The sequence below is a fragment of the Stenotrophomonas sp. P5_A8 genome, assembly GCF_056400545.1.
Genome location: NZ_JBFULB010000029.1, coordinates 1 through 21125 on the forward strand (window position 1 = coordinate 1; position 21125 = coordinate 21125).

Genomic DNA, 21125 nt, shown 5'->3' on the forward strand with positions numbered 1-21125 from the left:
CGCGGTGAGTGCGGCGGCCTTGGCGACGAAGGCAATGGTCGGCTCGTTGAGCTGGGTGGCGGCCTGCACCACGCCGACCACCACGCCGACGATCAGCACGGTGAGCAGCAGCGGCCCGGCCACCCACAGCACCACGATCAGGCCACCACGCAGTTCGGTCAGGGCAAGTTCGGGCGTCATGTCACTGCACCGCGTTGAAGCTGGCCGCCAGGGTTCCGACCACCAGCACCCAGCCATCGACCAGCACGAACAGCAGGATCTTGAACGGTGCCGAGACCAGCATCGGCGACAGCATCATCATGCCCATCGACATCAGCACGCTGGCCACGACCAGGTCGATGATCACGAACGGAATGAAGATCAGGAAGCCGATTTCAAACGCGGTCTTCAGCTCGCTGGTGACGAAGGAGGCCACCAGCACCGGGAACGGAATCGCGTCCGGGCCGGAGTAGGTGCCGTGCCCGGCCATGCCGGCAAAGGTCATCAGGTCGGTCTCGCGGATCTGCGCCAGCATGAAGGCACGCAGCGGCGYGGTGGTCAGTGTCCAGGCGGTCTGGAAGTCGATCTCGCCGTTGAGGTAGGGCGCCATGCCGCTGCCCCAGGCCTTCTGCCAGACCGGCAGCATCACCATCGCGGTGAGGAACAGGGCCAGGCCCAGCAGCACTTGGTTGGAGGGGGTCTGGCCGGTGCCCAGCGCCTGGCGCAGCAGGCCCAGCACGATGATGATGCGGGTGAAGGCGGTCAGCACCAGCAGCATCGACGGGATCAGGGTGATCGCGGTCATCAGCAGCAGGGTCTGCAGCGGCAGGCTGACCGCCTGGCCGCCGATCTTGCCGACATTCACGTCCGGCAGCGACGGGGTGCCGGGCAGGCCGGGGGCGGCCATCGCCAGCGCGGGCAGCGCGCACAGCAGCAGGGTCAGCAGCAACGGCAGGTAACGGGTCCAGGAGGCGTTCGGGCCACGCATGATCAGGGTTCCTTGCGCAGCCGCTGTTGCAGCAGCTGGGCGAAATTCGGGAGGCTTTTGAAGTCGGGCAGGCGTGCCGGGACCGGCGTCGGCAGCGCTTCGGGCAGGTGGTGCAGGGTGTTGATGCCACCGGCGGTGACGCCCAGCAGCAGCTGCTCACCGTTGACCTCCACCACCACCACGCGCTCCTTGGCGCCCACGTTGAGGCTGGCCACCACGCGCAGGCCCTCGGCCGGGCGGAAGCCGCTGCCGGGCATGCGCTTGAGCAGCCAGCCCAGGCCGACGATCAAGGCCAGCACCGCCAGCAGCGCCAGCACCGCACCGAACATGCTCGGTGCGGCGGCCGCGTGCTGGCCGACCTTGGCTGCCGGCGTGCCGGCGGCGATGAGCAGCGATGCGATCAACGCAGTCTCCGGATCCGTTCGCTGGGGCTGACCACATCGGTGAGACGCACGCCGAAGCGATCGTTGATGACCACCACTTCGCCATGCGCGATCAGGGTGCCATTGACGAACACGTCCAGCGATTCGCCCGCGCCGCGTTCCAGTTCCACCACCGAGCCCTGGTTGAGCTGCAGCAGGTTGCGGATCGGCAGGCGCGCGCGGCCCACTTCCAGCGACAGCGTCACCGGCACGTCCAGGATCACATCCAGGTTGAGCTCGTCGCCGATCGAGGTGTCGTCGGATTGCAGCTGGGTGAACTGCGCCGGTGCCGGTTCGTTGGTGTCGATATCGTTCATTGCGGGTCTTCCTGCAGTACGGGAGCACGCGGGCGGGTGCCCGGCGGATGGGTGGCGGTGATCTTCACCGCGTTGAAACCGTTGGCGACGCCGAACTCACCGGTGAACACCGGGACGTTCTCCACACACACCGGCACCTGTTTGGGCAGCTCGATCGGAAGTACGTCGCCGATCTTCAACCGGGTCAGCTCACGCAGGCTCATGCGTTTGGTGGCCAGCACGCTGGACAGGGTGACTTCGGCGACGTTGAGCTGTTCGCGCAGCATCACGCCCCAGCTGGCATCGCGGTCGTTTCGGTCGCTCTGGATGCCGGCATCGAGCAGCTCGCGGATCGGCTCGAGCATCGAGTAGGGCAGGGTGACGTGGATGTCGCCGCCACCGCCGTCGAGTTCGACGTGCAGGCGGCACACCACCACGTACTCGCGCGGGGTGACGATGTTGGCGAAGTGCGGGTTGATCTCGGAGTTGATGTACTCCAGTTCCACGTCCATCACCGGCGCCCAGGCTTCCTGCAGGTCGGCGAAGGTCTGCTTGAGCAGCAGGTGGATGACGCGCATTTCGGTCGCGGTGAATTCGCGGCCTTCGATGCGGGTCGGATAGCGTCCGTCGCCGCCGAAGAAGTTGTCGACGATGGCGAACACCAGCGTGGGTTCGAACACGATCAGCCCGGTGCCGCGCAGCGGCTTGAAGCGGATCAGATTGAGGTTGGTCGGCACGTACAGCGAGTGCATGTAGTCGTTGAACTTGATCAGCTCGATGYCGCGCACCGACAGCTCGGCCGAGCGCCGGATCAGGTTGAACAGGCCAATCCGCCACAAACGCGCGAAGCGCTCGTTGACCATCTCCAGGGTCGGCATGCGCCCACGGATGATGCGGTCCTGGCTGGCGAAATCGTAATTGCGCGCCTCGCCGGGGGTGGGGGCATCCACATCGGTTTCGACCGCACCCGAATCCACGCCATGCAACAGCGCATCGATCTCGTCCTGGGAAAGCAGGTCATTCATGGTGTGCCCTTACTGGGTGACGAAGCTGGTGAAAAGCAGTTCGTCGGCGCCCTTGGTGCCGGTTTCGGCCTTGAGCAGCTTCTGCACTTCGGCCAGCGAGTCGGCCTGCAGGCGTTCCTTGCCGGCACGATCGGCGATCTGGGTCGGCTCGACCTGCGAGAACAGCATCAGCAGCTTGGCGCGGATGGCCGGGGCATGCAGCTTGATCGCCTCCAGTGCGGCAGGGTCGCGGGTCATCAGCTGCACTTCGACCTGCAGGTAGCGCGGGCCGTCGAAGCTGCTGTTGAGGTTGACCACGAACGGCGGCTCCAGGCCGAAGTACTGCGCCGGGGCCGGCACGGCCTTGGTGGCGGCGGGCTTGGCTGTCTTCGTGTCGTGCTGGGAAGACGTGGCGAAATACCACGCACCGCCACCGGCGGCACCGGCAGCCAGCACGGCCACCAGGGCAGTGATCAACAACGGACTGCGCGGCTTGGCGGCCTTGTCCTTGTCGGCGGATTTCTTGGTTTTGTCGGCGGCTGCGGCCACGAGGGGAAGCTCCATTGGATTGCTTCCTGGCTACATGCAAAGGGCGTGCCTGAATGCCGGAGGCGGGGCGCGTCGGGTTTCTGGCGGGTGCGCGGTGTTGCGCGCATGGCGTGGTCGGAACGAAAGGCAGCCACGCATGGCGTGGCTCTACCGGTCCGCCCGGCTACGGGTAGAGCCACGCCATGCGTGGGTGAGGCCTTATCTACCCCGTCTGGCATTGCGGGGAGCCGGCCAGCGGCCGGCACTACCGGCTGTGTCGAGCCCGTCCGGCATTGCGGGGAGCCGGCCAGCGGCCGGCACTACCTGGGGCGCTTAGGCGTAGGCGTCGACCAGGCCGCGCTGGCGCATCAACTGCGCGGGGGACACGGTGATATCGGCCAACGCCGGTTCCCCGTCACCACCGCCGTGGCCGGTGCTGTCTCCCCCCGCCTTGCCATCCTGTGCCGTGTGCTGGTGGCCGACATCGGCGTTGCCCAGCTGGAAGCCTTGCTCGCCGAGCATTTCCCGCAGGCGTGGCAGGCTGGTTTCCAGCGCGTGCCGGACCTCGGCATGGGCGCTGCTGAAACTGGCGTGGACCTTGTCGCCGTCGATCTGCAGGCGCACTTCCACCTGGCCCAGGTCGTGCGGGGTGACGCGGATCACCGCATGCCCGATCTTCTGGTCGGCCAGCCAGCCGACCCGCGCGCTCATGGCGTCGCCGAAGTCATCGGCGCCCACATCGGGGGTGGCGGTCGGGCTGCCGGTGAAGGCGGCGCTGACCGCAGTGCCCTTGAGTTCTGCGGCGGCATGCAGGGCGTGCAGCAGTGGCGTGGCCGGCGCATCGCCGCCGTCGTTGCCGGCGATGGCATCGGTGACGGCCTTGAGCAGCTGGCTGTCGTCGGTCACCCCGGCATCGGTCGGCAGCACGATCGCAGCGGCCGGTGCGGTAGTGGCGGCGGTGCCGGCGGCGCCCGTGGCGGGAAGCGCGGGTGCCGCCGCGGCGGTCGCAGGCAGGGCCGCGGCCAACAGCGGATCGGTGGCTGTGCCGGTTGCTGCCGCGGGCGGCGGTGGCGCGGGCGCTGCGGCCGGTTCCAGCCCGATCAGGGCCAGGCCGGCCAGGCCCAACGGCGGCCAGGGCGCGGCATCGGTGTCTTCGGCGGTGTCCTCGCCCGGCTTGGCCGGGGTGGCAGGCGTAGCAGCAGCGACCTCGCTAGCGGATTCGCCGCTGTCCTCGCTAACCGGGCGCTTGCCCGGATCACCCGGTTTGGCCGCGTCCGCGTCGGGCGTCGGCTTGCCGCTCGCCTCTGGCTTGGCCGGCTTGCTGGCGGTTGGATCCGACGGCTTCGGCGTGTTGGCATCGCCCTTGAGCATCGCGTCAAAGTCCCGGCGGTCGCCGCCAGCAGTGTCGTTGCGCGGGCTGTTGGCGGCGGTCTTGGGGGTGCCGGTGGCAGCGCCGCTGCCCAGCAGTGCGGGCGGCATCACGGCGTGCCTCCGGTCTCGTTGTCGGCATCTTCGCGCTGGGCCTGGCGGCTCCGGCGTGCGCCGATGTCGTCCATGTCGCGCTGGTCGCGGCGGTCGGTCACCACTTTTTCCTGCGCGCGGTAGCTGGCCGCCAGCTGTTCCAGCACGGCCTTGTCGCGGCTGGCCAGGATCAAGCGGGCGCGCTCGGCTTCAACCTTCTCGCGGTTGCTGTCCACGGTCTGGCTTTGCTGGGCCACCGCGCTGTCCAGGCGGTCCAGGAAGGCCCGCCGGTTGAGCAGCTGCGCCGGACTGGTCGCGGCCATCTGCGCATTGGCGTATTCCTCGGCGTACCGGCGCAGCTCATCCAGCCGTGACAGATGGGTGTCCAGCGTGCGCTGGCGTTCGGCCAGGTCGCGTGCCACTTCGTCTTCGTGGTCCTGGGCCCGCTTGAGCAGGGGATCGATGCGCTTGGACTGGATCATGGGTTATGCCTCTGGTTCCACCAGGCGCTTGAGCGCGGCCTGGCTGTGCGGCAGGTCGGCGGCCTTGGCGACGTCCTGGCTGAGGAATTCAACGATGTCCGACCAGCGCTCCAACGCTTCGTCGGTGGCCGGGTCATTGCCGCGCTGGTAGGCGCCGATCGCGATGAGGTCGCGGTTGGACGAGTAGGCCGACACCAGCCGCTTGAGCTTGCGGATGCGCAGGCGCCACGGTTCGTCGGCGATTTCGGTGACCACCCGGCTCACCGAGGATTCCACGTCGATGGCCGGGTACAGGCCACTGTCGGCGACCCGGCGCGAGAGCAGGATGTGGCCATCGAGGATGGCGCGAGCGGCATCGGCGATCGGATCCTGCGGATCGTCGCCTTCGGTCAGCACGGTGTAGAAGGCGGTGATCGAGCCGCGGCCCTTGGCGCCGTTGCCGGCGCGTTCGACCAGGGCCGGCAGCTTGGCGAACACCGACGGCGGGTAGCCGCGGGTGGTCGGCGGCTCGCCGACCGACAGGCCGATCTCACGCTGGGCCTGGGCAAAACGGGTCAGCGAATCCATCAACAGCAGCACGTTGAGGCCCTGGTCGCGGAACCACTCGGCAATGGCTGTGGCGCGGTAGGCGCCATGCAGGCGCGCCAATGGCGGGCGGTCGGCCGGGCTGGCCACCACCACCGCGCGACGCAGGCCTTCCTCGCCGAGCGTGCTCTCGACGAAGTCGCGGACTTCGCGGCCACGTTCGCCGATCAGCCCGACTACGATCACATCGGCGGCGGTATACCGGGTCATCATCCCCAGCAGGGTCGATTTGCCCACGCCGGAGCCGGCAAACAGGCCCACGCGCTGGCCGCGCCCGATCGGCAGCAGCGCGTTGATCGCGCGCACGCCCACATCCAGCGGCTGGGTGATCGGCTCACGCGCGAGCGGATTGATCGACACGCCCGCCATGCCGACCGTGGCTTCGGCGCGGATCGGGCCCTTGCCGTCCAGCGGTACGCCGTCGCTGTCGATGACCCGGCCCAGCAGGCCTTCACCGACTTCCACGCCACCGCGGCCCAGTGCCGGCACGACGCGGGCGTTGGGCAGCAGGCCGTGCAGTTCGGCGCTGGGCATCAGATAGGTGCGTTCGCCGGCAAAGCCGACCACTTCGGCATCCACCCAGCCGCCATCGGCAACTTCAACCTTGCAGCTGGCGCCCAGTGGCGATTCGCAACCGACCGCTTCCAACGTCAGGCCGACCGCGCGGCGCAGCACGCCTTCGCGGATCAGGCCACGGCCGTGGTTGCCATCGGGCTTGATGCTGTCCAGGCGCGCGGCCAGACGCAGGTTGCGCGCGGCGGCCCACTCGGCGGCGGGGGCGGGCAGGGGTTCGGTGTTCATGTGCTGGCTCCGGATTTGCGCAGCACCGCATCGAGCGCACCACGCAGGCGCGCTTCGAGGGTGCCATCAAGACGCACGGCCTCGGCATGCACGCGCAGGTCGCCACGGCTGAGGCTGAGGTCGGCGGTCAGGCGTTGGGTCGGTGACAGCTGCAGCAGCGGGGCGAGTGCGGCGATGTCGTCCGGGTGCAGGCGCACCTCGACCTCGCGGTTGGCACCGCCCACGGCGTCCACCGCTTCATTGACCAGCTGCGCCAGCAGCGCCGGATCGGCCTCGTAGGCGCGGCCGACCAGGGTGCCGGCGATGCGCACGGCCAGTTCGCCGAGCGCGGCCACCACTTCGTTCTCCAGCCGCACCAGCGGCCGGCTGAAGTTGTCCAGGATGCCTTCGATCTGCGCGATCAGGCGACGCACTTCGGCCTGGCCCTGGGCCAGGCCATCGGCGTGCCCCTGCTCGAAGCCATCCTTTTCCGCGTTGTCCTGGATTGCCTGAATTTCTTCCAGGGTGGGCAGCTGCAGCAACGGTTCGGGTTCGTGCTCCAGATCGGGCCCGGTGAGTTCGAACTGCTCGTCCTGCGGCGGTTCGGGCACCGCCAGCAGGTCCGGGGCAAGCCAGCGCACGGCGTTGTTCACAGCATCGCCTCCGCGTTGCCACCGATGGTGACCGTGCCTTCATCGGCCATGCGCTTGACGATGGCCAGGATCTCACGCTGCGCCACTTCCACATCCGACAGGCGCACCGGACCGCGTGCTTCCATGTCTTCGAGCAGGATTTCGGCGGCGCGCTGGGACATGTTGCGGGTGATCTTGTCGCGCACCTTGATGTCGGCACCGCGCAGGGCCAGGCCCAGGCGTTCGCCGCTGACTTCGCGCAGCACCAGCTGCAGTTCGCGATCGTCCAGGTCGACCAGATCGTCGAACACGAACATCAGGTCCTGGATGCGTCCGCTGAGCGGGGCGTCGATGCGCGCGATCTCGCCCAGGATGGCCTGGTCCTGGCCGCTGTCCATGAAGTTCAGGATGTTGGCCGCGCACTGCACGCCGCCGATGTTGGACGACTTCAGGTTCTGGTTGCCGGCGAACTGGCGCTCCATAATTTCGTTCAGTTCATTCAACGCATTCGGCGGGATGCCGTCCAGCGTGGCAATGCGCAGCAGCACGTCCACGCGGGTGCGTTCGGGCAGCAGCTTGAGCGCATCGGCGGCCTGGTCGGTTTCCAGGTGGGCCATCACGATGGCGATGATCTGCGGATGCTCGTTGCGGACCAGGTCGGCCACCGCACGCGGGTCCATCCACTTCAACGCGTCCAGGCCGGTGGTGTTGCGGCCAAGCAGGATGCGGTCGATCAGGTTGCCGGCCTTCTCGCTGCCCAGGGCCTGGATCAGCATGTTGCGGATGTAGTCGTCCGAGCCCACGCCCAGCGAGGTCTTGGAGCCCAGTTMACTGTTGAACTGGTCCATCACGCCTTCGACCTGGACACGGGTGATGTCGGTCATGGTGGCCATGGCGATGCCGATCTTCTGCACCTCCTTGGGCTCCATGTGGCGCAGCACTTCAGCCGCGTCCAGTTCACCCAGCGAGAGCAGCAGGACGGCGGCGCGCTGGACGCCGGACAGGGGGGCGGTGCCGGCGTCAGTCATTGGCCACCCAGCCCTTGACCACCTGGGCCACGCGCTTGGAATCGGTCTTTACAGCTTCACGCGCCATGCGCAGTCGTTCCTCGTAGGAGTCCACCGGCAGTGCCAGGGTTTCATGTCCGGCCGCGCTCAGGCGTTCGCTGCCCAGTGCGGGCAGGCCTTCGCCGTCATCGACCAGCTGCACGTCGGCGCGGTGCGGTTCCAGGCTGTCATCGCCGGCCTTCTTGGGCTGGCCGGTGATCGAGCGCAGTGCCGGGCGCAGCACGCCGAACACCAGGGCAAGCACCACGATCGCACCGAGCAGCAGCCTCAGGCCGTCCTGCACCTGCGGCAGTTCCCACCACTTCGGCCCTTCGACCGGGGTCACTTCGCGCACGAACGGCGCGTTCATCACCGACACGGTATCGCCACGCTCGGCATCGAAGCCGACCGCCTGTTTCACCAGTGCTTCCACGCGGGTGAGTTCGGCCGCCGACAGGGCCTGGTCGGCCATCTTGCCGTTGGCACCGGCACGCGGCACGTTGTCCACCAGTACCGCCACCGACACACGCTTGATGCGGCCGGCCGGTTGGCGGGTGTGCTGCAGGGTGCGGTCCAGTTCGTAGTTGCGGGTGGCGTTCTTCGAGGTTTCGGTCGGTGCCGCAGCCGTGGCCGGGGCGGCGGCCGGGCCGGGCGGGGTATTGCTGGCCGCACCGGGAACGCCCTGCGGACCGGGGGTGCTGCTGCTGTTCTCGCTCATCTGCTCGCTGCGCAGCTTCTGCGGCTCGCCGTTGTACAGCTCACGGGCTTCCTCGATCACCGAGAAGTCCATGTCCACGCTGACTTCCGGATTGACCCGGCCGGGACCGGTCATGGGTTCGAGCAGTTCGCGGATGCGCTGGTTGAAGGAGGTTTCCTGGCGGCGCACCTGTTCGAACTGCGCCGCGTTCAACGCCGCTTCGCTGTTCGGATCGGACACGCTGAGCATGCGCCCGCTCTGGTCCACCACGGTCACCCGCTCGGGGGTGAGGTCGGGGATGCTGGCGGCCACCATGTGCACGATCGCATCGATCTGGCCGCGTTCCAGCTGCTGGCCGCCGCGCAGTTCCAGCACCACCGAGGCGCTGGCGACATCACGCTGGCGGGTGAAGGCGCTGGGCTTGGGAATGGCCAGGTGCACGCGCGAATCACGCACCGGGCGCAGGGTGTTGATGGTGCGCGACAGCTCGGTTTCCAACGAATGCTGGTAGCGCGCGTTTTCCATGAACTGGCTGACGCCGAAGCCCGGATCGCGCTCCATCAGCTCAAAGCCGAGCCGGCCACTGTCGGTCAGGCCCGAACCGGCCAGCTTGAGGCGCGCATCGTGCAGGTTCTTTTCCGGCACGGTGATGCCACCGGTGGCCGGGTCCAGTTCGAACGGAATCTGCGCGGTGCGCAGCAGGTCGGTGGCCTCGGCGGTGGCCTTCTGGTCCAGGCCGGTGTAGAGCGGCACCATGCCCGGCTTCTGCGACCAGAAGAACACGAACAGGCCTGCCGCCACGGCCACGGCGATCATCGCCATCAGTCCGAGCCGACGGGTGATCTGCAGGCTTTGCAGCCGGTCGAACCACTGCCCAGCCTTTTCGGTGTTCAGGGATTCTTTGGAGAGCGACAGGGCCATGCGTTTCTATCCTTACAGCGGCATGTTCATCACGTCCTGGTAAGCCTGGACGAGACGGTTACGGACTTCCACGGTGGCGCGGAAGGCGATCTGGGACTGCTGCGAGGCGACCATGACCTTGGCCAGGTCCGCACCGGGTTCACCCAGTTCGAAGGCCTTGGCGAGGGCGCCGGATTTCTGTTGCGCTTCGTTGACGCCGGCGATGGCGCCACGCAGGGTGTCGGTGAAGCTCGGGCCCTGGACGTTCTGCGGGGAGACCAGGCCCTGAATGGCATTGCTCTTCGGCGCCTCGGTCAGCGGGCTGACGGCGGACTGCCCCATCTGGGTCTGGAGGGTGCGGATCTGGGAAAGGACGGAGGTGACGGAGTGCGACATCTGGAACGTTCCGAAGCTGGGATGGGGTTTCGAGTGAATACGTTGCAAGTGCCGTGCCGAAACCGTTTACCGGTTCAGTTTTGTTGGTGGCACAAGGGCTTGCGCCTTCACGCGGCGACGGCGAATGGGCGGCCGGTCGCGGCGCGCGACGGAATGTTGCTGCGGCGGTTTGACGCGGCGCGCGTGTCGGGGAGCCGGCGTCGGAAAACCGGCGGGGGGACGTGCAGCCACCCGTGGGGTGGCTCTACCGGGGGTGTGCCGGTGGTGCGGCTACCCGCGGGGCGGTATCGGGGTAGAGCCACCCCATGGGTGGCTGCTCTTCCTAGGGCGTCAGCGTCCAGCGGCCGCTGTTCTGGCGGCGGGCCGGGGCGATGGGACCGGCGTGCTGGGTGAAGACGAACATGCCCTCGCTGTCGGTCAGGCAGGTCAGCAGCAGGGTGTAGGCGGCCGCACCGCCCGGGAACGCTTCGCGCATGCGGATTTCACCGAGGTGCGGGGCGTGGCGCTGGTAGCGATAGGTGCCCTGCACCTGGATCGGGGTGCCCAGAATTTCCAGCACGTACTGGTCGTCCGCGAAATTCACCTGCACCATCCGCCCGGCGTTGGGGTTGTCGGGGCGATAGAGCGGATCGCTGACATTGATGAACTGGCGCGCGTCGAGCGTGGTCGGCAAGGTGCAGGCCGGGGTGGCCAGGGAGGTGGTGGGCAGCAGGGCCAGCAAGAGCAACACGGGGAACAGGCGCATCGGATGACCTCCAAGGGGATGTGCCTTTGATGCTAGTCAGTGCATGGCGCGGGTCTGTAGGAAACGTTGCAATCTGTCTGCCGGCCGTTGCCGCGAACGCCACAACGACAAAGCCCGGGACAGGCCCGGGCTTCTGTGTCATTCCAGCGTGCGGTGGGCTCAACCGGCCAGTTCGGTCTGGTCGCGTTCGATGCCGTACTTGCGCAGCTTCTCCACCAGGGTGGTGCGGCGCAGGCCGAGCAGCTGGGCGGCGTGGGCGACCACGCCCTGGGTACGCTCGAGGGCCTCGTTGATCAGCGTCAGCTCGATGTTGGCCATGTGGTTGCGCAGGTCCAGGCCGGCATCGGGCAGGCCGGCGGCGCGGGTGACCGGGCCGATGCCGTTTTCCAGCGAAGCAGCCACGCCCGGGGCCGGGGTGTGGAAGGAGAAACTGCGCAGGTCCAGACGCTCGTCAGCCACCGGTGCCGGGGCGGCCACGACCACCGGCGCGGCGGCGGTGAAATCACCGCGATAGCGCGCCGGCAGGTCCTGCACGCGCACGTTGCCGCTTGGATGCAGCACGGCCAGGCGCTCGACCAGGTTGGTCAGCTCACGCACGTTGCCCGGCCATTCGTACGTGGCCAGCGCCTGCAGCGCTTCGGCGGTGAAGCGCACTTCGCCGCGACCGGTGCGTGCCAGCTGCGCGGCGATGGTGGTCACCAGTGCCGGCAGGTCTTCGCTGCGCTCGCGCAGCGCCGGCACGTCGATGGGGAAGACGTTGAGGCGATAGAACAGATCCTCGCGGAACTTGCCGTCGGCAATGCGCGACTCCAGGTCGCGGTGGGTCGCGGCGATCACCCGCACGTTGCAGCGGATGGTCTGGTTGCCGCCCACGCGCTCGAAGCTGCGCTCCTGCAGCACGCGCAGCAGCTTGACCTGCATCGGCAGGCTCATGTCGCCGATTTCATCCAGCAGCAGAGTGCCGCCTTCGGCCATCTCGAAGCGGCCCTTGCGGGCGCTGAGCGCACCGGTGAAAGCACCCTTTTCGTGACCGAACAGCTCGCTCTCCAGCAGCTCGGCCGGGATCGCGCCGCAGTTGATCGCCACGAACGGGCCATCGCGACGCGGCGAGCGCTGGTGGATCGAGCGCGACACCACTTCCTTGCCGGTGCCCGATTCGCCCAGCACCAGCACGGTGGTGTCGAATGCGGCGACCTGTTCGATCATCAGGCGCAAGGCGCTCACCGCCGCGCCGTCGCCGGTGGGGCCGGTTTCCTGCACGGCACCGGCCTGGTGCTCGGCATCCAGGCGCTTGAGGCTGGCGCGGCGCAGCAGGGCCTCCATCTGCGCGTGGCGCAGCGGTGCCTCCAGCGGCCACACGTTGGCTTCGTGCAGGCCGTGCTGCTGGGCAAAGCGGGCGGCATCGCCGTCGATCAGCATCACCGGCGGCGGCAGCGCGCCCTTGCCGGCCCAGGCAAACAGCGCATCGCTGCCCGCGCCCGGGTCCAGGCTGCCGATGATCACTGCCACCCAGTCGTTGGGGCGGTGACGGGCCGTGTCGATGTCGGCCGCGTCGGCCACCCAGCGCGGGTTGAAATCCATGAATTCGAGCAGGGCGACGGTGCGCTCGGCGCGCACGGCGTCGTTATCCAGCACCAGGATGCGCGACTCACTCATGATCCATTCCCCTTCAGGCCTTCCAGGATCGGCATGACTTCCTGGATGTAGGACAGCTTGCTGACGAAGTTGTCGGCGCCGGCACGCAGGGCATGCTCGCGGTGTTCGACATCGTCGAAGTGGCTGGCGATGACGATGTACGGCGCGTCGTCCTGCGAYTTGATCAGGCGGGTGGCCTGCAGGCCGCCCATCTCCGGCATGGCCAGGTCCATCAGCACCACCTGCGGGCGCAGCGATTCGGAACGCTCGATGGCTTCAAGCCCGTTGGCGGCGCTGCCGATCACGTCCAGCCACTCGACCTTGCGGAAGTGGCGCATCGCCGCGTTGATGAAGCCTTCGTGGTCATCGACCAGCAGGACGGTGAGCTTGTTCATGTCTTCCATTTCCTTCAGCCCACCCGGGCCAGTTGCGGGGTGCGGGCATTGATCCGACGGCGTTCGCGAGCCGGAGCGATGTCCAGTTGTTCGCGGTATTTTGCAACGGTGCGGCGCGCGATGTTGACGCCCTGGCGGGACAGCAGGCCGGCGATGGCTTCGTCGGCCAGCGGGCGAGCGGACGGCTCGGCATCGATCAGGCGGCGCACCATGGCCTTGACCGCCTGCCCGGAGACGCTGGCACCTTCCAGGCGCACGGCGAAGAAGTGCTTCAGTTCCAGGGTGCCGCGCGGGGTCTGCAGGTACTTGCCGGTGGTGATGCGCGAGACGGTGGACTCGTGCATGCCGATCGCATCGGCCACTTCCTTCAGGGTCAGCGGTGCCATCGCCTCTTCGCCGCGGGTCAGGAACCCGGCCTGGCGTTCGATGATCACCCGCGTGGTGCGCAGCAGGGTGTCATAGCGCATCGACAGGCCGCGGGTGAGCCAGCGCGCCTCCTGCAGCATGTCACGCAGCGGCTGGGCGGCATCGCCGGCCTCGGCCAGGGCGCTTTCGTAACCGGGGTTGATGCTGAGGCGACGGCTGGTGGCCGGGTTGAGCGCCACGCGCCACTGGTTGTCGGCATGCCAGGCGATCACATCGGGGATGACCACGCCGGTGTCGTCCGGGCGCAGGCTGTCGCCGGGGCGCGGCTGCAGCGACAGGATCAGCCGCACCGCTTCATGGATGTCGGCAACTTCGGCATCCAGTTCGCGGGCCAGGGCAACGTAGTCGTGCGCAGCCAGGCTGGCCAGGCCCTGATCCAGCACGCGCTGGGCCAGGTGGCGGGCCGGCACGCGGCCGGGCAGGGCGCGCAGCTGCACGCTCAGGCATTCATGCAGGTCGCACGCGGCCAGCCCGGCCGGCTCGCCGTGCAGGATCTGCTGGCGCACGGCTTCGACACCGGCGGCATCCACGTCGCAGTGGGCGCTGGCCAGCAGTTGCAGCTGCGCCAGCGGCGCGTCCAGGTAGCCGGCGTCGTCGCAGTGCTCCAGCCAGAAGCTGGCCACGCCCAGTTCGCGCGCATCCAGCTCCAGCGACAGGCGCTGCAGGGCGCGCAGTTGGGGGTCACTGGATTCGTCGGCGGCAATGCGCTGCATGCGGTCGTCGTCCCCGTCCTGCCAGCTGGCGCCGGGCACGTCCCACATCGCGCTTTCCGGCAGCTCGTCGAAGGCGGCCACTTCCTGCACGGTGGTGGTTTCGGCGGTGTCATCGGCCGGGGCGTCGGGCGCCTCCTCCAGTTCCAGCAGCGGGTTGGTTTCCAGTGCGCGGCGGATCTCCAGCTCCAGTTGCATGCCGTCCAGCTGCAGCAGTCGGATGGACTGCAGCAGTTGCGGCGTGAGGTGGAGCTGCTGACCCAGCTGGGTCGACATCGTCGGCTTCATGCGTTTTCCCCGTCGCACCGACTCCCCGGTGCGTTATGGAACGCATCTTGCTTGTGATATCCCGACACCGTAATCAGGGGGTTCCTGAGTGGTGTCGTTGGTTTCCTGACACCTTGTCAGGAAAACCACTACAACGCCTCGGACTTTTGACGCTGCCTGCGGCGGAAACCCTTGTGTTTCCGTCGCCAAGGCGGCTGGGGCCTGTTCAAAATCCCGACGCTGCCAAGTCTGAAGCCTTCAGCGTGCCGGGGAACCGACGCCCACTACCTGGCGCCTCACTCCAGTTCGTGCTGGTGGCGCGCGGCGAGCAGCAGCAGATCGTTGGCGCGGCGGCAGCCGAGCGACTCCATCATGCGCGCGCGGTGGGTCTCCACCGTCTTGACGCTGATGCCCAGGTCCGCGGCGATTTCCTTGTTGCTCTCGCCCCGGCCGATCTGGCGCAGGATCTCGCGCTGGCGCGGCGACAGCGCCGCCACGCCCACCGGTTTTTCCTTGCCCAGCATCGGCGCCAGCATCTTGGCCGAGATCTGCGGGCTCAGGAACACCTGGCCGGCATGCGCGGCGCGCAGGGCCAGCTCCAGCTCCTGCGGCGCGGCATCCTTGACCACGAAGCCGACCGCGCCACGGTCCAGTGCATCGCGCACGTGCACCGCATCGTCATGCATGGTCATCATCACCACCCGGGTGCCGGGCGCGCGCAGCAGGATGTCGCTCAGGGCTTCCAGGCCGGTACGGCCGGGCAGGGACAGATCCATCAGGATCACATCCGGGCTGTGCTGGATGGCCAGCTGCAGCGCCTGTTCGGCGTTGCTGGCTTCGGCGGCGACGTCCACGTCGGCAAAGCCCTGGAGCAGGCGGCTGAGGCCGGCGCGGACCAGGGTGTGATCGTCGACGATGAGAACGCGCACAGGCAGGCTTCGGCAGATGTTAAGGCGGGGTGACCACCTTAACGGAGTGGCGGCCTACCGCCAAGCCGATCCCGTCACGGTAGTGGCGGCCGTTGGCCGGCAAACCGTCAAAACGTCGCTCAGGGGTCCAGCGGACGGCGGTCGGCCAGCCGCGCCTGCGCGATCTGGCGGCGGTGCAGGCGGAACAGGTGCCGTTCCAGTGCCATCTCCAGCGCATCGCTCATCGGCTCGAAGCGCAACCACAGGAAGTGCGCGCCGGCACCGGTGGCCGCTTCGGCCAGCACCGACACCGGCAGGTCGATATGGTCGGGCAACCAATCGCAGGGCTGCAGCCGGATCACGCCCAGGCTGCCGGCCGCCGCGCCGGTACGCATGCCCTGTTCCAGGCGGATGCCGCGCCGTGACCAGCGCAGCGGGCGCAGGTCCAGGTCCTGCGCGGTCTGTCGCACCAGCCGCCCGAGCAGGACCATGGTCAGGTCCAGCTTGGCTTCCAGGCGCTGCAGTTGCGCGGTCGCTTCGCCGCGCTCGTCGTGGCCGTCATCGCCGCGCGAATCTTCCACCAGGGCGACGCTGCGCAGCAGGGTCTCGGCGCTGCCCGGGCGCACCACCGCGCTGCCCAGGCGGAACTCGGCCGGCAAGGCGACCTCGCAGCTCAGCGTTTCATCGAACAGCTCGCTTTCGGCCGGATGATGGATGGCGCTGGGACGCGGCTCGTTCATGACAGGGATTCCGCGGTGAGGTAGGCATGCGCGGCGCGGTTGGCCGCAGCGCCCTTGCGCACGTGGCCGGCAGCCTCGTCGCGCTGGCTCATGATCATCACCATGACGCGCTGCTGGCGGCTTTCCAGTGCGCGCAGGCCGGCGACGTCATCCAGTCCGCCGGGCTGCGCCAACAGATGGGTCTGGTCGGCGTGCAGGGTGTCCAGGCAGGCGCCGGCACCCTCGTGGTCACCGGCCAGCAGGGCGGCTTCCAGCGTGTCCATGGCGGTGTTGAGGTCGGCCAGGGTGGGCGCGGTGGCCATTACACGGCGGCCTGCGCGGGCGCGCGCTGGTCGCGCGGGATCGCATTCCACGCCGCGTCGATCTCGCCCAGCAGCTCCAGCGACTCGCGCAGGGCCTCCGGGTCGTTGTGCAGGTTGGCTTCGGTCAGGCGCTGCATGACGTAATCGTACAGGGCCGACAGATTGCCGGCGATTTCGCCGCCGGCTTCATGGTCGAGCGAGCCGTTGAGGTGGCCGACGATCGCGCACACCTCGCCGATCGCCTTGCCTTTGCGCGCCTGATCGCCACGTTCCAGGCAGGCCTGCGCCAGCCGCACGCGTTCCAGCGCACCGGCCAGCAGCAACGCCACCAGCTTGTGCGGGTCGGCGTCGACGATCGAGCTCTGCACGCCGACTTTGCGGTACTGCTCGGTGAATTGACGGTTTGAACCGTACATCAATCATGTCTCCTTCGTGCGGGGCCGCGTGCCTTGCGGGGTCTGCGGCACCGGGGTGGAGCCTGCGTTGGCTGCTGCAATGGCTGCTGCGTTGGTACCAGTATCGGCCGCGTGTGCGATTTACTTGAGCAGGCGGCCGTGTCGATCAGCGGGCCAGCTGACTGAGCTGGGAGGTGAGCGAGGAGGTGGTCTGGCTCAGCTTGCCCATCAACGCATCCAGTGCCAGGAACTGCTTTTTATAGCGTTCCTCCACGCCGGCCATGCGCACGTCCAGTGCCTTGCGGCGCTTGTCGATGTCGGTCAGGGTGGCGTTGATGCTCTTGGTGCGCGAAACAAAGGCGCCTTCCTTGCCTACCGTGGTGCTGACGTAGCCGTCGACCATGTTGAACAGTTTGGTGGCCGCGCCATCATCACCGGTGAGCGCCTGGCGCACCGCACCGGCCTGGTTGACCAGCGCCGCCTCGAACTTGGTGGCATCCAGCACCAGACTGCCATCGGCATTGGGATAGGCGCGGGTCTGCAGGCCCAGCGTTTTGGGGTCCAGGCCAACGGCGGCCAGGTCCTTGAGCACGCCGCCCATCATCGCGCGCAGCTGGCTGGAGGCCCCGCGCATCTGCGCATCGCCGGTGAGCGAGGAGGGCTCCTTGTTCTCGATGTCGTATTTGGTGGCGGTGCTGATTGCRCTGATCGCGCCGTTGTAGGCGGTGACGAAGTCCTGCATCACCTTGCGCGCGGCCGCCACGTCGGTGCTGACGGTAACGGTACTCTTGCCCGGCTTCTTCAGGTTCAGGGTCAGGCCGGGCACCACGTCGGCGACGGTGTTCTCGCTGGACACCACCTCCACCCCGTCGATGGTGAGCTTGGCGTCGGCGGCCGGGGTGCGTTCGGTCAGGCTGTTGGCCAGCGCGGTCAGCTCGGCGTTGCCGGACCCGGCGCTGAGCTTGATCGCATTGGCGGTGCCGGATTTCTCCTGCGACAACGACAGGAACTGGTTGTCGCCAGAGGCGATCAGGGTCGACTGCACGCCCAGGCTGCGGCCGGCCTTCTCGATCTTGGTACGGATCGAAGACAGGGTGTCATCGGCTTCGACCTGGATCTCCAGCGTCTTCTTCTTGTCGCCGACGCCCACCTCCAGCGACAGGGTGCCGGCGCCGAAGGTCTTGGTCTTGGACACCGCCGTATCGGCGATCCACTTGTTCGCCGTGGCCAGCTGGTCGACCTGGATGACATGGTTGCCGGTGGCGGCCGAATTGGTGCTGCTGACTGTCAAGATATCGTCGGTACCTTCCTTGGTCGCACTGACCAGGCGGGCGTCGAACGCAGTGGAGGCCTTCAGCGCCTTCAGCGAGGTGCTCAGCAGGTCGAACGCGGACTTGACCGTGCCCACCGCCGACAGCTGCATCTTGGCTTTGGACTGCTGCAGGTTGAGTGCGTTGTCCGAAGGTTTGCGGTCTGCCGCCACCAGGCTGGCGACCATGCCGGAAATATCCAGTCCGGAACCGATGCCGCCGTAACCAAAGTCAGCCACGTTGTATCTCCTGTCTGTGTGCCGCCGCGGCGTTGCCGCGTGGCCGTGCTGTCAACGAAGGTAGCGGCCGTAGCCGCCAGGTCTTTAGAACCACGTTGATGCAGGAGTTGTGCCAGTGGCGTGGCGCGGAGGAATGGCACGCGCTTTGCAGGGGCATAGGGGCGGGACGCAGTGCAGGTCCGGCCAGGGGTCTGTAAAAAACCCTCCTCCAAAGTAGAGGAGGGCTCAGGCTACTGAAAAGCGGGGGGAGACGAAGCCACCCGGGGAGTTCAGTCAAACAAACAGCGCTGATAACGGTTGGGCCGCAGGGGCGGGCCATGGCCACGGTGGATGTGGCGACCGGGAGAGAGTCCGGCCCATGGCCATGGCCCGTTCCTGCGCGACAGTTGGCTGTCTTTTCGGGGTTTGCCCGCGCCGCCGGCCTTGGCCGGCGGCGTGGACGCGTGGATCAGCGCAGCAGGCTGAGCACGTTCTGCGGCACCTGGTTGGCCTGGGCCAGCATGGCCGTACCGGCCTGCTGCAGGATCTGGGTGCGGGTCAGCTCTGCGGTTTCCTTGGCGAAATCGGTGTCCTTGATGCGGCTACGCGACGCGGACAGGTTTTCCGAGGAGGTCTGCAGGTTGGCAACGACCGAGGTGAAGCGGTTCTGGATCGCACCGAGGTCGGCGCGGGTGTTGTTGATCGAGCTCAGCGCCTTGTCAACGATTTCCAGCGCCTGCTGGGCACCCTTCACGGTCGACACGTCGATCTTGTCGGCGAACTGCTTGGTCGGAACCGCGGCGTTGCCGGCCAGCGTGATGTCGGTGCCGCTCAGCTGCACCACGGCACCGTCCTTGTCGACGCTGTCCTTGACCGAGGTCAGAGTCAGGGCGCCGGTGGTGGCATCGGCTTCGGCGTAGATACCGGTTTCACCGATCTTGGCGTTGATGTGCGCGGCCAGCGACTGGCCCGCCTTGGCGGTGGTGGTCTCGGTCAGCTTCAGCTCGGCGAAGGACACCGTGCCCGACGCGCTGGTCAGGCTGAAGGCGGCGACCGTCGAGGTGCCGTCGGCGGCGACCGTCGGGGCAGCGGCGGTGGCGGTGACGAACTGCGCGCCGCCCAGGGCGTCGGCCTTGGCATCCACGACCTTGTCGATGGCGATGGCCTGGCCGGCGTTGGCGCCMACCTGGAACAGCTGGCTGGAGAACGAGCCGTCCAGCAGCTTGGTGCCGTTGAAGTCGGACTGCTTGGCGACGCGGTCGATTTCGCTGACCAGCTGGGTGACTTCGGCCTGCAGGGCCTTGCGGTCGCTGGCGGAGTTGGTGGCGTTGGAGGCCTGCACCGACAGTTCACGGACGCGCTGCAGGTTGTTGCCGATTTCAGTCAGCGAACCTTCGGCGACCTGGGCCAGCGAGATGCCRTCGTTGGCGTTGCGGATGGCCACGTCGGTACCGCGGATCTGGGTGCCGAAGCGCTCGGAGATGGCCAGACCGGCCGCATCGTCCTTGGCGCTGTTGATGCGCGAGCCCGAGGACAGGCGCTGGATGGTGGTGGCCAGGGAGCTGCCGCTGGTGCTCAGGTTGCGCTGAGCATTCAACGACATCGTGTTGGTGTTGATGACTTGTGCCATGAGGAGAGGTCCTTGAGCAGTGCACGTACGATGGGTTAGACGCTCCTGACGTGCTTCAGGAGCGGCTCATGTCAGCGCTGCAACAGGCTGAGCACGTTCTGTGGAACCTGGTTGGCCTGGGCCAGCATCGCGGTGCCGGCCTGTTGCAGGATCTGGGTACGGGTGAGTTCCGCCGTTTCCTTGGCGAAATCGGTATCACGGATGCGGCTGCGCGATGCCGACAGGTTTTCCGAGGAGGTCTGCAGATTGGCCACCACGGAGGTGAAGCGGTTCTGGATGGCGCCGAGGTCGGCGCGCACGCTGTTGACCGACTCCAACGCCTTGTCGACGATTTCCAGCGCCTTCTGCGCGCCGACGTAGGACGAGACGTCCAGGTCCTGCACGAAGCTGGAGGTGGCCGTGGCGGCAACCGAGCTGGGGGCGGCGACGGTGGAGTCGGCCAGGCTGAGCTGGGTGGCGCCGGTGATGACCAGGTCGCGGTCGGCCTGGACCGAGGTCAGCTTCAGGCGCTGGGTGTCCGGGGTGCCGGCGGTGGTGACCACTTCGGCGTAGACACCGGCTTCGCCGATCCTGCTGTTGATCTGGGCGGCGGCGGAGGCGGCAAACTCGGCGGTGGTCTTGCCGGTGATGGTGCCGATGGTGGCGCCGTTGATGGTGACGCCGGTCAGGTCGGTGATGGTGGCGATGTCGCCGGTGCTGTCGACGGGGGCGGCAAACTTGGCGTTGCCCAGCGAGCTGGCCTTGGCATCGACGACGCTGTTGATGGCAATCGCCTGGCCGGCATTGGCGCCGACCTGGAACAGCTGGCTGGTGAAGCTGCCGTCCAGCAGCTTGGTGCCGTTGAAGTCGGACTGCTTGGCGACGCGGTCGATTTCGCTGACCAGCTGGGTGACTTCGGCCTGCAGGGCCTTGCGGTCGCTGGCGGAGTTGGTCGCGTTGGAGGCCTGTACGGCCAGTTCGCGGACGCGCTGCAGGTTGTTGCCGATTTCACTGAGGGAGCCTTCGGCGACCTGGGCCAGCGAGATGCCATCGTTGGCATTGCGGATGGCCACGTCGGTGCCGCGGATCTGGGTGCCGAAGCGCTCGCTAATAGCCAGGCCGGCGGCGTCGTCTTTCGCGCTGTTGATGCGCAGGCCCGACGACAGGCGCTGGATGGTGGTAGCGAGCGAGCTGCCGCTGGTGCTCAGGTTGCGCTGAGCGTTGAGCGACATCGTATTGGTGTTGATTACCTGTKCCATGGGTCGTCTC

General features: G+C 67.6%; 24 protein-coding genes. All 24 read right to left on the reverse strand.

The genetic code is table 11. The features are described from left to right. On the reverse strand, positions 1–180 hold a 180-nt coding region (locus tag AC1DQP_RS03845; RefSeq protein WP_478051130.1), incomplete at its 3' end, for a flagellar biosynthetic protein FliQ. A 1-nt stretch (position 181) separates the two neighbouring features. Continuing rightward, positions 182–967, reverse strand: coding sequence for a flagellar type III secretion system pore protein FliP (gene fliP, locus AC1DQP_RS03850; protein WP_478051131.1), 786 nt, complete (start codon positions 965–967; stop codon positions 182–184). Between the two features lie 2 nt (positions 968–969). Beyond that, positions 970–1371 (reverse strand): flagellar biosynthetic protein FliO, encoded by a 402-nt coding sequence (fliO, locus tag AC1DQP_RS03855; protein WP_457318581.1) that lies wholly within the window; start codon positions 1369–1371, stop codon positions 970–972. Further along, on the reverse strand, positions 1368–1706 hold the full coding sequence (fliN, locus tag AC1DQP_RS03860; protein WP_256776962.1) for a flagellar motor switch protein FliN: 339 nt from the start codon (positions 1704–1706) through the stop codon (positions 1368–1370). Before fliN ends, fliO begins: the two co-directional genes overlap by 4 nt. After that, positions 1703–2710: a flagellar motor switch protein FliM gene (gene fliM, locus AC1DQP_RS03865; RefSeq protein WP_478051132.1), complete on the reverse strand. Its 1008-nt coding sequence runs from the start codon at positions 2708–2710 to the stop codon at positions 1703–1705. The genes fliN and fliM overlap by 4 nt, the downstream gene beginning before the upstream one ends. A gap of 9 nt (positions 2711–2719) precedes the next feature. Continuing rightward, positions 2720–3253 carry a flagellar basal body-associated FliL family protein gene (locus AC1DQP_RS03870; protein ID WP_256776964.1) on the reverse strand — a complete coding sequence of 178 codons (534 nt, stop codon included), beginning with the start codon at positions 3251–3253 and terminating at the stop codon, positions 2720–2722. Between the two features lie 297 nt (positions 3254–3550). Beyond that, positions 3551–4696 (reverse strand): flagellar hook-length control protein FliK, encoded by a 1146-nt coding sequence (locus AC1DQP_RS03875; RefSeq protein ID WP_457318580.1) that lies wholly within the window; start codon positions 4694–4696, stop codon positions 3551–3553. Next, positions 4696–5160 (reverse strand): flagellar export protein FliJ, encoded by a 465-nt coding sequence (fliJ, locus tag AC1DQP_RS03880; protein ID WP_256776966.1) that lies wholly within the window; start codon positions 5158–5160, stop codon positions 4696–4698. Before fliJ ends, AC1DQP_RS03875 begins: the two co-directional genes overlap by 1 nt. A 3-nt stretch (positions 5161–5163) precedes the next feature. Beyond that, positions 5164–6546 carry a FliI/YscN family ATPase gene (locus tag AC1DQP_RS03885; protein WP_457318579.1) on the reverse strand — a complete coding sequence of 461 codons (1383 nt, stop codon included), beginning with the start codon at positions 6544–6546 and terminating at the stop codon, positions 5164–5166. Further along, complete coding sequence (locus AC1DQP_RS03890) at positions 6543–7178, reverse strand: FliH/SctL family protein (RefSeq protein ID WP_256776968.1); 636 nt, start codon at positions 7176–7178, stop codon at positions 6543–6545. Before AC1DQP_RS03890 ends, AC1DQP_RS03885 begins: the two co-directional genes overlap by 4 nt. Continuing rightward, complete coding sequence (gene fliG / locus AC1DQP_RS03895; RefSeq protein ID WP_478051134.1) at positions 7175–8161, reverse strand: flagellar motor switch protein FliG; 987 nt, start codon at positions 8159–8161, stop codon at positions 7175–7177. The genes AC1DQP_RS03890 and fliG overlap by 4 nt, the downstream gene beginning before the upstream one ends. A gap of 16 nt (positions 8162–8177) precedes the next feature. Then, on the reverse strand, positions 8178–9821 hold the full coding sequence (fliF, locus tag AC1DQP_RS03900; RefSeq protein WP_256776969.1) for a flagellar basal-body MS-ring/collar protein FliF: 1644 nt from the start codon (positions 9819–9821) through the stop codon (positions 8178–8180). A gap of 12 nt (positions 9822–9833) precedes the next feature. Continuing rightward, positions 9834–10196, reverse strand: coding sequence for a flagellar hook-basal body complex protein FliE (gene fliE, locus AC1DQP_RS03905; RefSeq protein WP_457319357.1), 363 nt, complete (start codon positions 10194–10196; stop codon positions 9834–9836). A gap of 322 nt (positions 10197–10518) precedes the next feature. After that, entirely contained in the window at positions 10519–10941 is a 423-nt protein-coding gene (locus tag AC1DQP_RS03910; protein ID WP_457319358.1) for a hypothetical protein, read from the reverse strand. A gap of 159 nt (positions 10942–11100) precedes the next feature. Continuing rightward, on the reverse strand, positions 11101–12597 hold the full coding sequence (locus tag AC1DQP_RS03915; RefSeq protein WP_256776972.1) for a sigma-54 dependent transcriptional regulator: 1497 nt from the start codon (positions 12595–12597) through the stop codon (positions 11101–11103). After that, entirely contained in the window at positions 12594–12971 is a 378-nt protein-coding gene (locus AC1DQP_RS03920; protein WP_256776973.1) for a response regulator, read from the reverse strand. The genes AC1DQP_RS03915 and AC1DQP_RS03920 overlap by 4 nt, the downstream gene beginning before the upstream one ends. A gap of 14 nt (positions 12972–12985) precedes the next feature. Further along, complete coding sequence (gene rpoN, locus AC1DQP_RS03925; RefSeq protein WP_457319360.1) at positions 12986–14395, reverse strand: RNA polymerase factor sigma-54; 1410 nt, start codon at positions 14393–14395, stop codon at positions 12986–12988. 275 nt (positions 14396–14670) lie between these two features. Beyond that, entirely contained in the window at positions 14671–15303 is a 633-nt protein-coding gene (locus tag AC1DQP_RS03930) for a response regulator (RefSeq protein WP_256776975.1), read from the reverse strand. Between the two features lie 119 nt (positions 15304–15422). Beyond that, a complete protein-coding gene (locus AC1DQP_RS03935; protein WP_256776976.1) occupies positions 15423–16022 on the reverse strand; it encodes a PilZ domain-containing protein in 600 nt (199 codons plus the stop codon). Further along, positions 16019–16324 carry a hypothetical protein gene (locus AC1DQP_RS03940; RefSeq protein ID WP_457319361.1) on the reverse strand — a complete coding sequence of 102 codons (306 nt, stop codon included), beginning with the start codon at positions 16322–16324 and terminating at the stop codon, positions 16019–16021. Before AC1DQP_RS03940 ends, AC1DQP_RS03935 begins: the two co-directional genes overlap by 4 nt. After that, a complete protein-coding gene (gene fliS, locus AC1DQP_RS03945; RefSeq protein ID WP_256776978.1) occupies positions 16324–16740 on the reverse strand; it encodes a flagellar export chaperone FliS in 417 nt (138 codons plus the stop codon). The genes AC1DQP_RS03940 and fliS overlap by 1 nt, the downstream gene beginning before the upstream one ends. Before the next feature lie 145 nt (positions 16741–16885). Further along, positions 16886–18268: a flagellar filament capping protein FliD gene (gene fliD, locus AC1DQP_RS03950; RefSeq protein WP_256776979.1), complete on the reverse strand. Its 1383-nt coding sequence runs from the start codon at positions 18266–18268 to the stop codon at positions 16886–16888. A gap of 448 nt (positions 18269–18716) precedes the next feature. Continuing rightward, positions 18717–19877, reverse strand: coding sequence for a flagellin (locus AC1DQP_RS03955; RefSeq protein ID WP_478051133.1), 1161 nt, complete (start codon positions 19875–19877; stop codon positions 18717–18719). A gap of 71 nt (positions 19878–19948) precedes the next feature. After that, on the reverse strand, positions 19949–21115 hold the full coding sequence (locus tag AC1DQP_RS03960) for a flagellin (RefSeq protein ID WP_478051135.1): 1167 nt from the start codon (positions 21113–21115) through the stop codon (positions 19949–19951). Positions 21116–21125: the final 10 nt, after the last annotated feature.

Coding starts and splice junctions, on each gene's coding strand:
- AC1DQP_RS03940 (WP_457319361.1), bottom strand. CDS start 16,324: ATGGCCACCGCGCCCACCCTGGCCGACCTCAACACCGCCATGGACACG.
- fliN (WP_256776962.1), bottom strand. CDS start 1,706: ATGAACGATATCGACACCAACGAACCGGCACCGGCGCAGTTCACCCAG.
- AC1DQP_RS03910 (WP_457319358.1), bottom strand. CDS start 10,941: ATGCGCCTGTTCCCCGTGTTGCTCTTGCTGGCCCTGCTGCCCACCACC.
- AC1DQP_RS03875 (WP_457318580.1), bottom strand. CDS start 4,696: ATGCCGCCCGCACTGCTGGGCAGCGGCGCTGCCACCGGCACCCCCAAG.
- fliS (WP_256776978.1), bottom strand. CDS start 16,740: ATGTACGGTTCAAACCGTCAATTCACCGAGCAGTACCGCAAAGTCGGC.
- AC1DQP_RS03915 (WP_256776972.1), bottom strand. CDS start 12,597: ATGAGTGAGTCGCGCATCCTGGTGCTGGATAACGACGCCGTGCGCGCC.
- AC1DQP_RS03885 (WP_457318579.1), bottom strand. CDS start 6,546: ATGAACACCGAACCCCTGCCCGCCCCCGCCGCCGAGTGGGCCGCCGCG.
- fliF (WP_256776969.1), bottom strand. CDS start 9,821: ATGGCCCTGTCGCTCTCCAAAGAATCCCTGAACACCGAAAAGGCTGGG.
- fliE (WP_457319357.1), bottom strand. CDS start 10,196: ATGTCGCACTCCGTCACCTCCGTCCTTTCCCAGATCCGCACCCTCCAG.
- rpoN (WP_457319360.1), bottom strand. CDS start 14,395: ATGAAGCCGACGATGTCGACCCAGCTGGGTCAGCAGCTCCACCTCACG.
- AC1DQP_RS03870 (WP_256776964.1), bottom strand. CDS start 3,253: ATGGAGCTTCCCCTCGTGGCCGCAGCCGCCGACAAAACCAAGAAATCC.
- fliJ (WP_256776966.1), bottom strand. CDS start 5,160: ATGATCCAGTCCAAGCGCATCGATCCCCTGCTCAAGCGGGCCCAGGAC.
- AC1DQP_RS03935 (WP_256776976.1), bottom strand. CDS start 16,022: ATGAACGAGCCGCGTCCCAGCGCCATCCATCATCCGGCCGAAAGCGAG.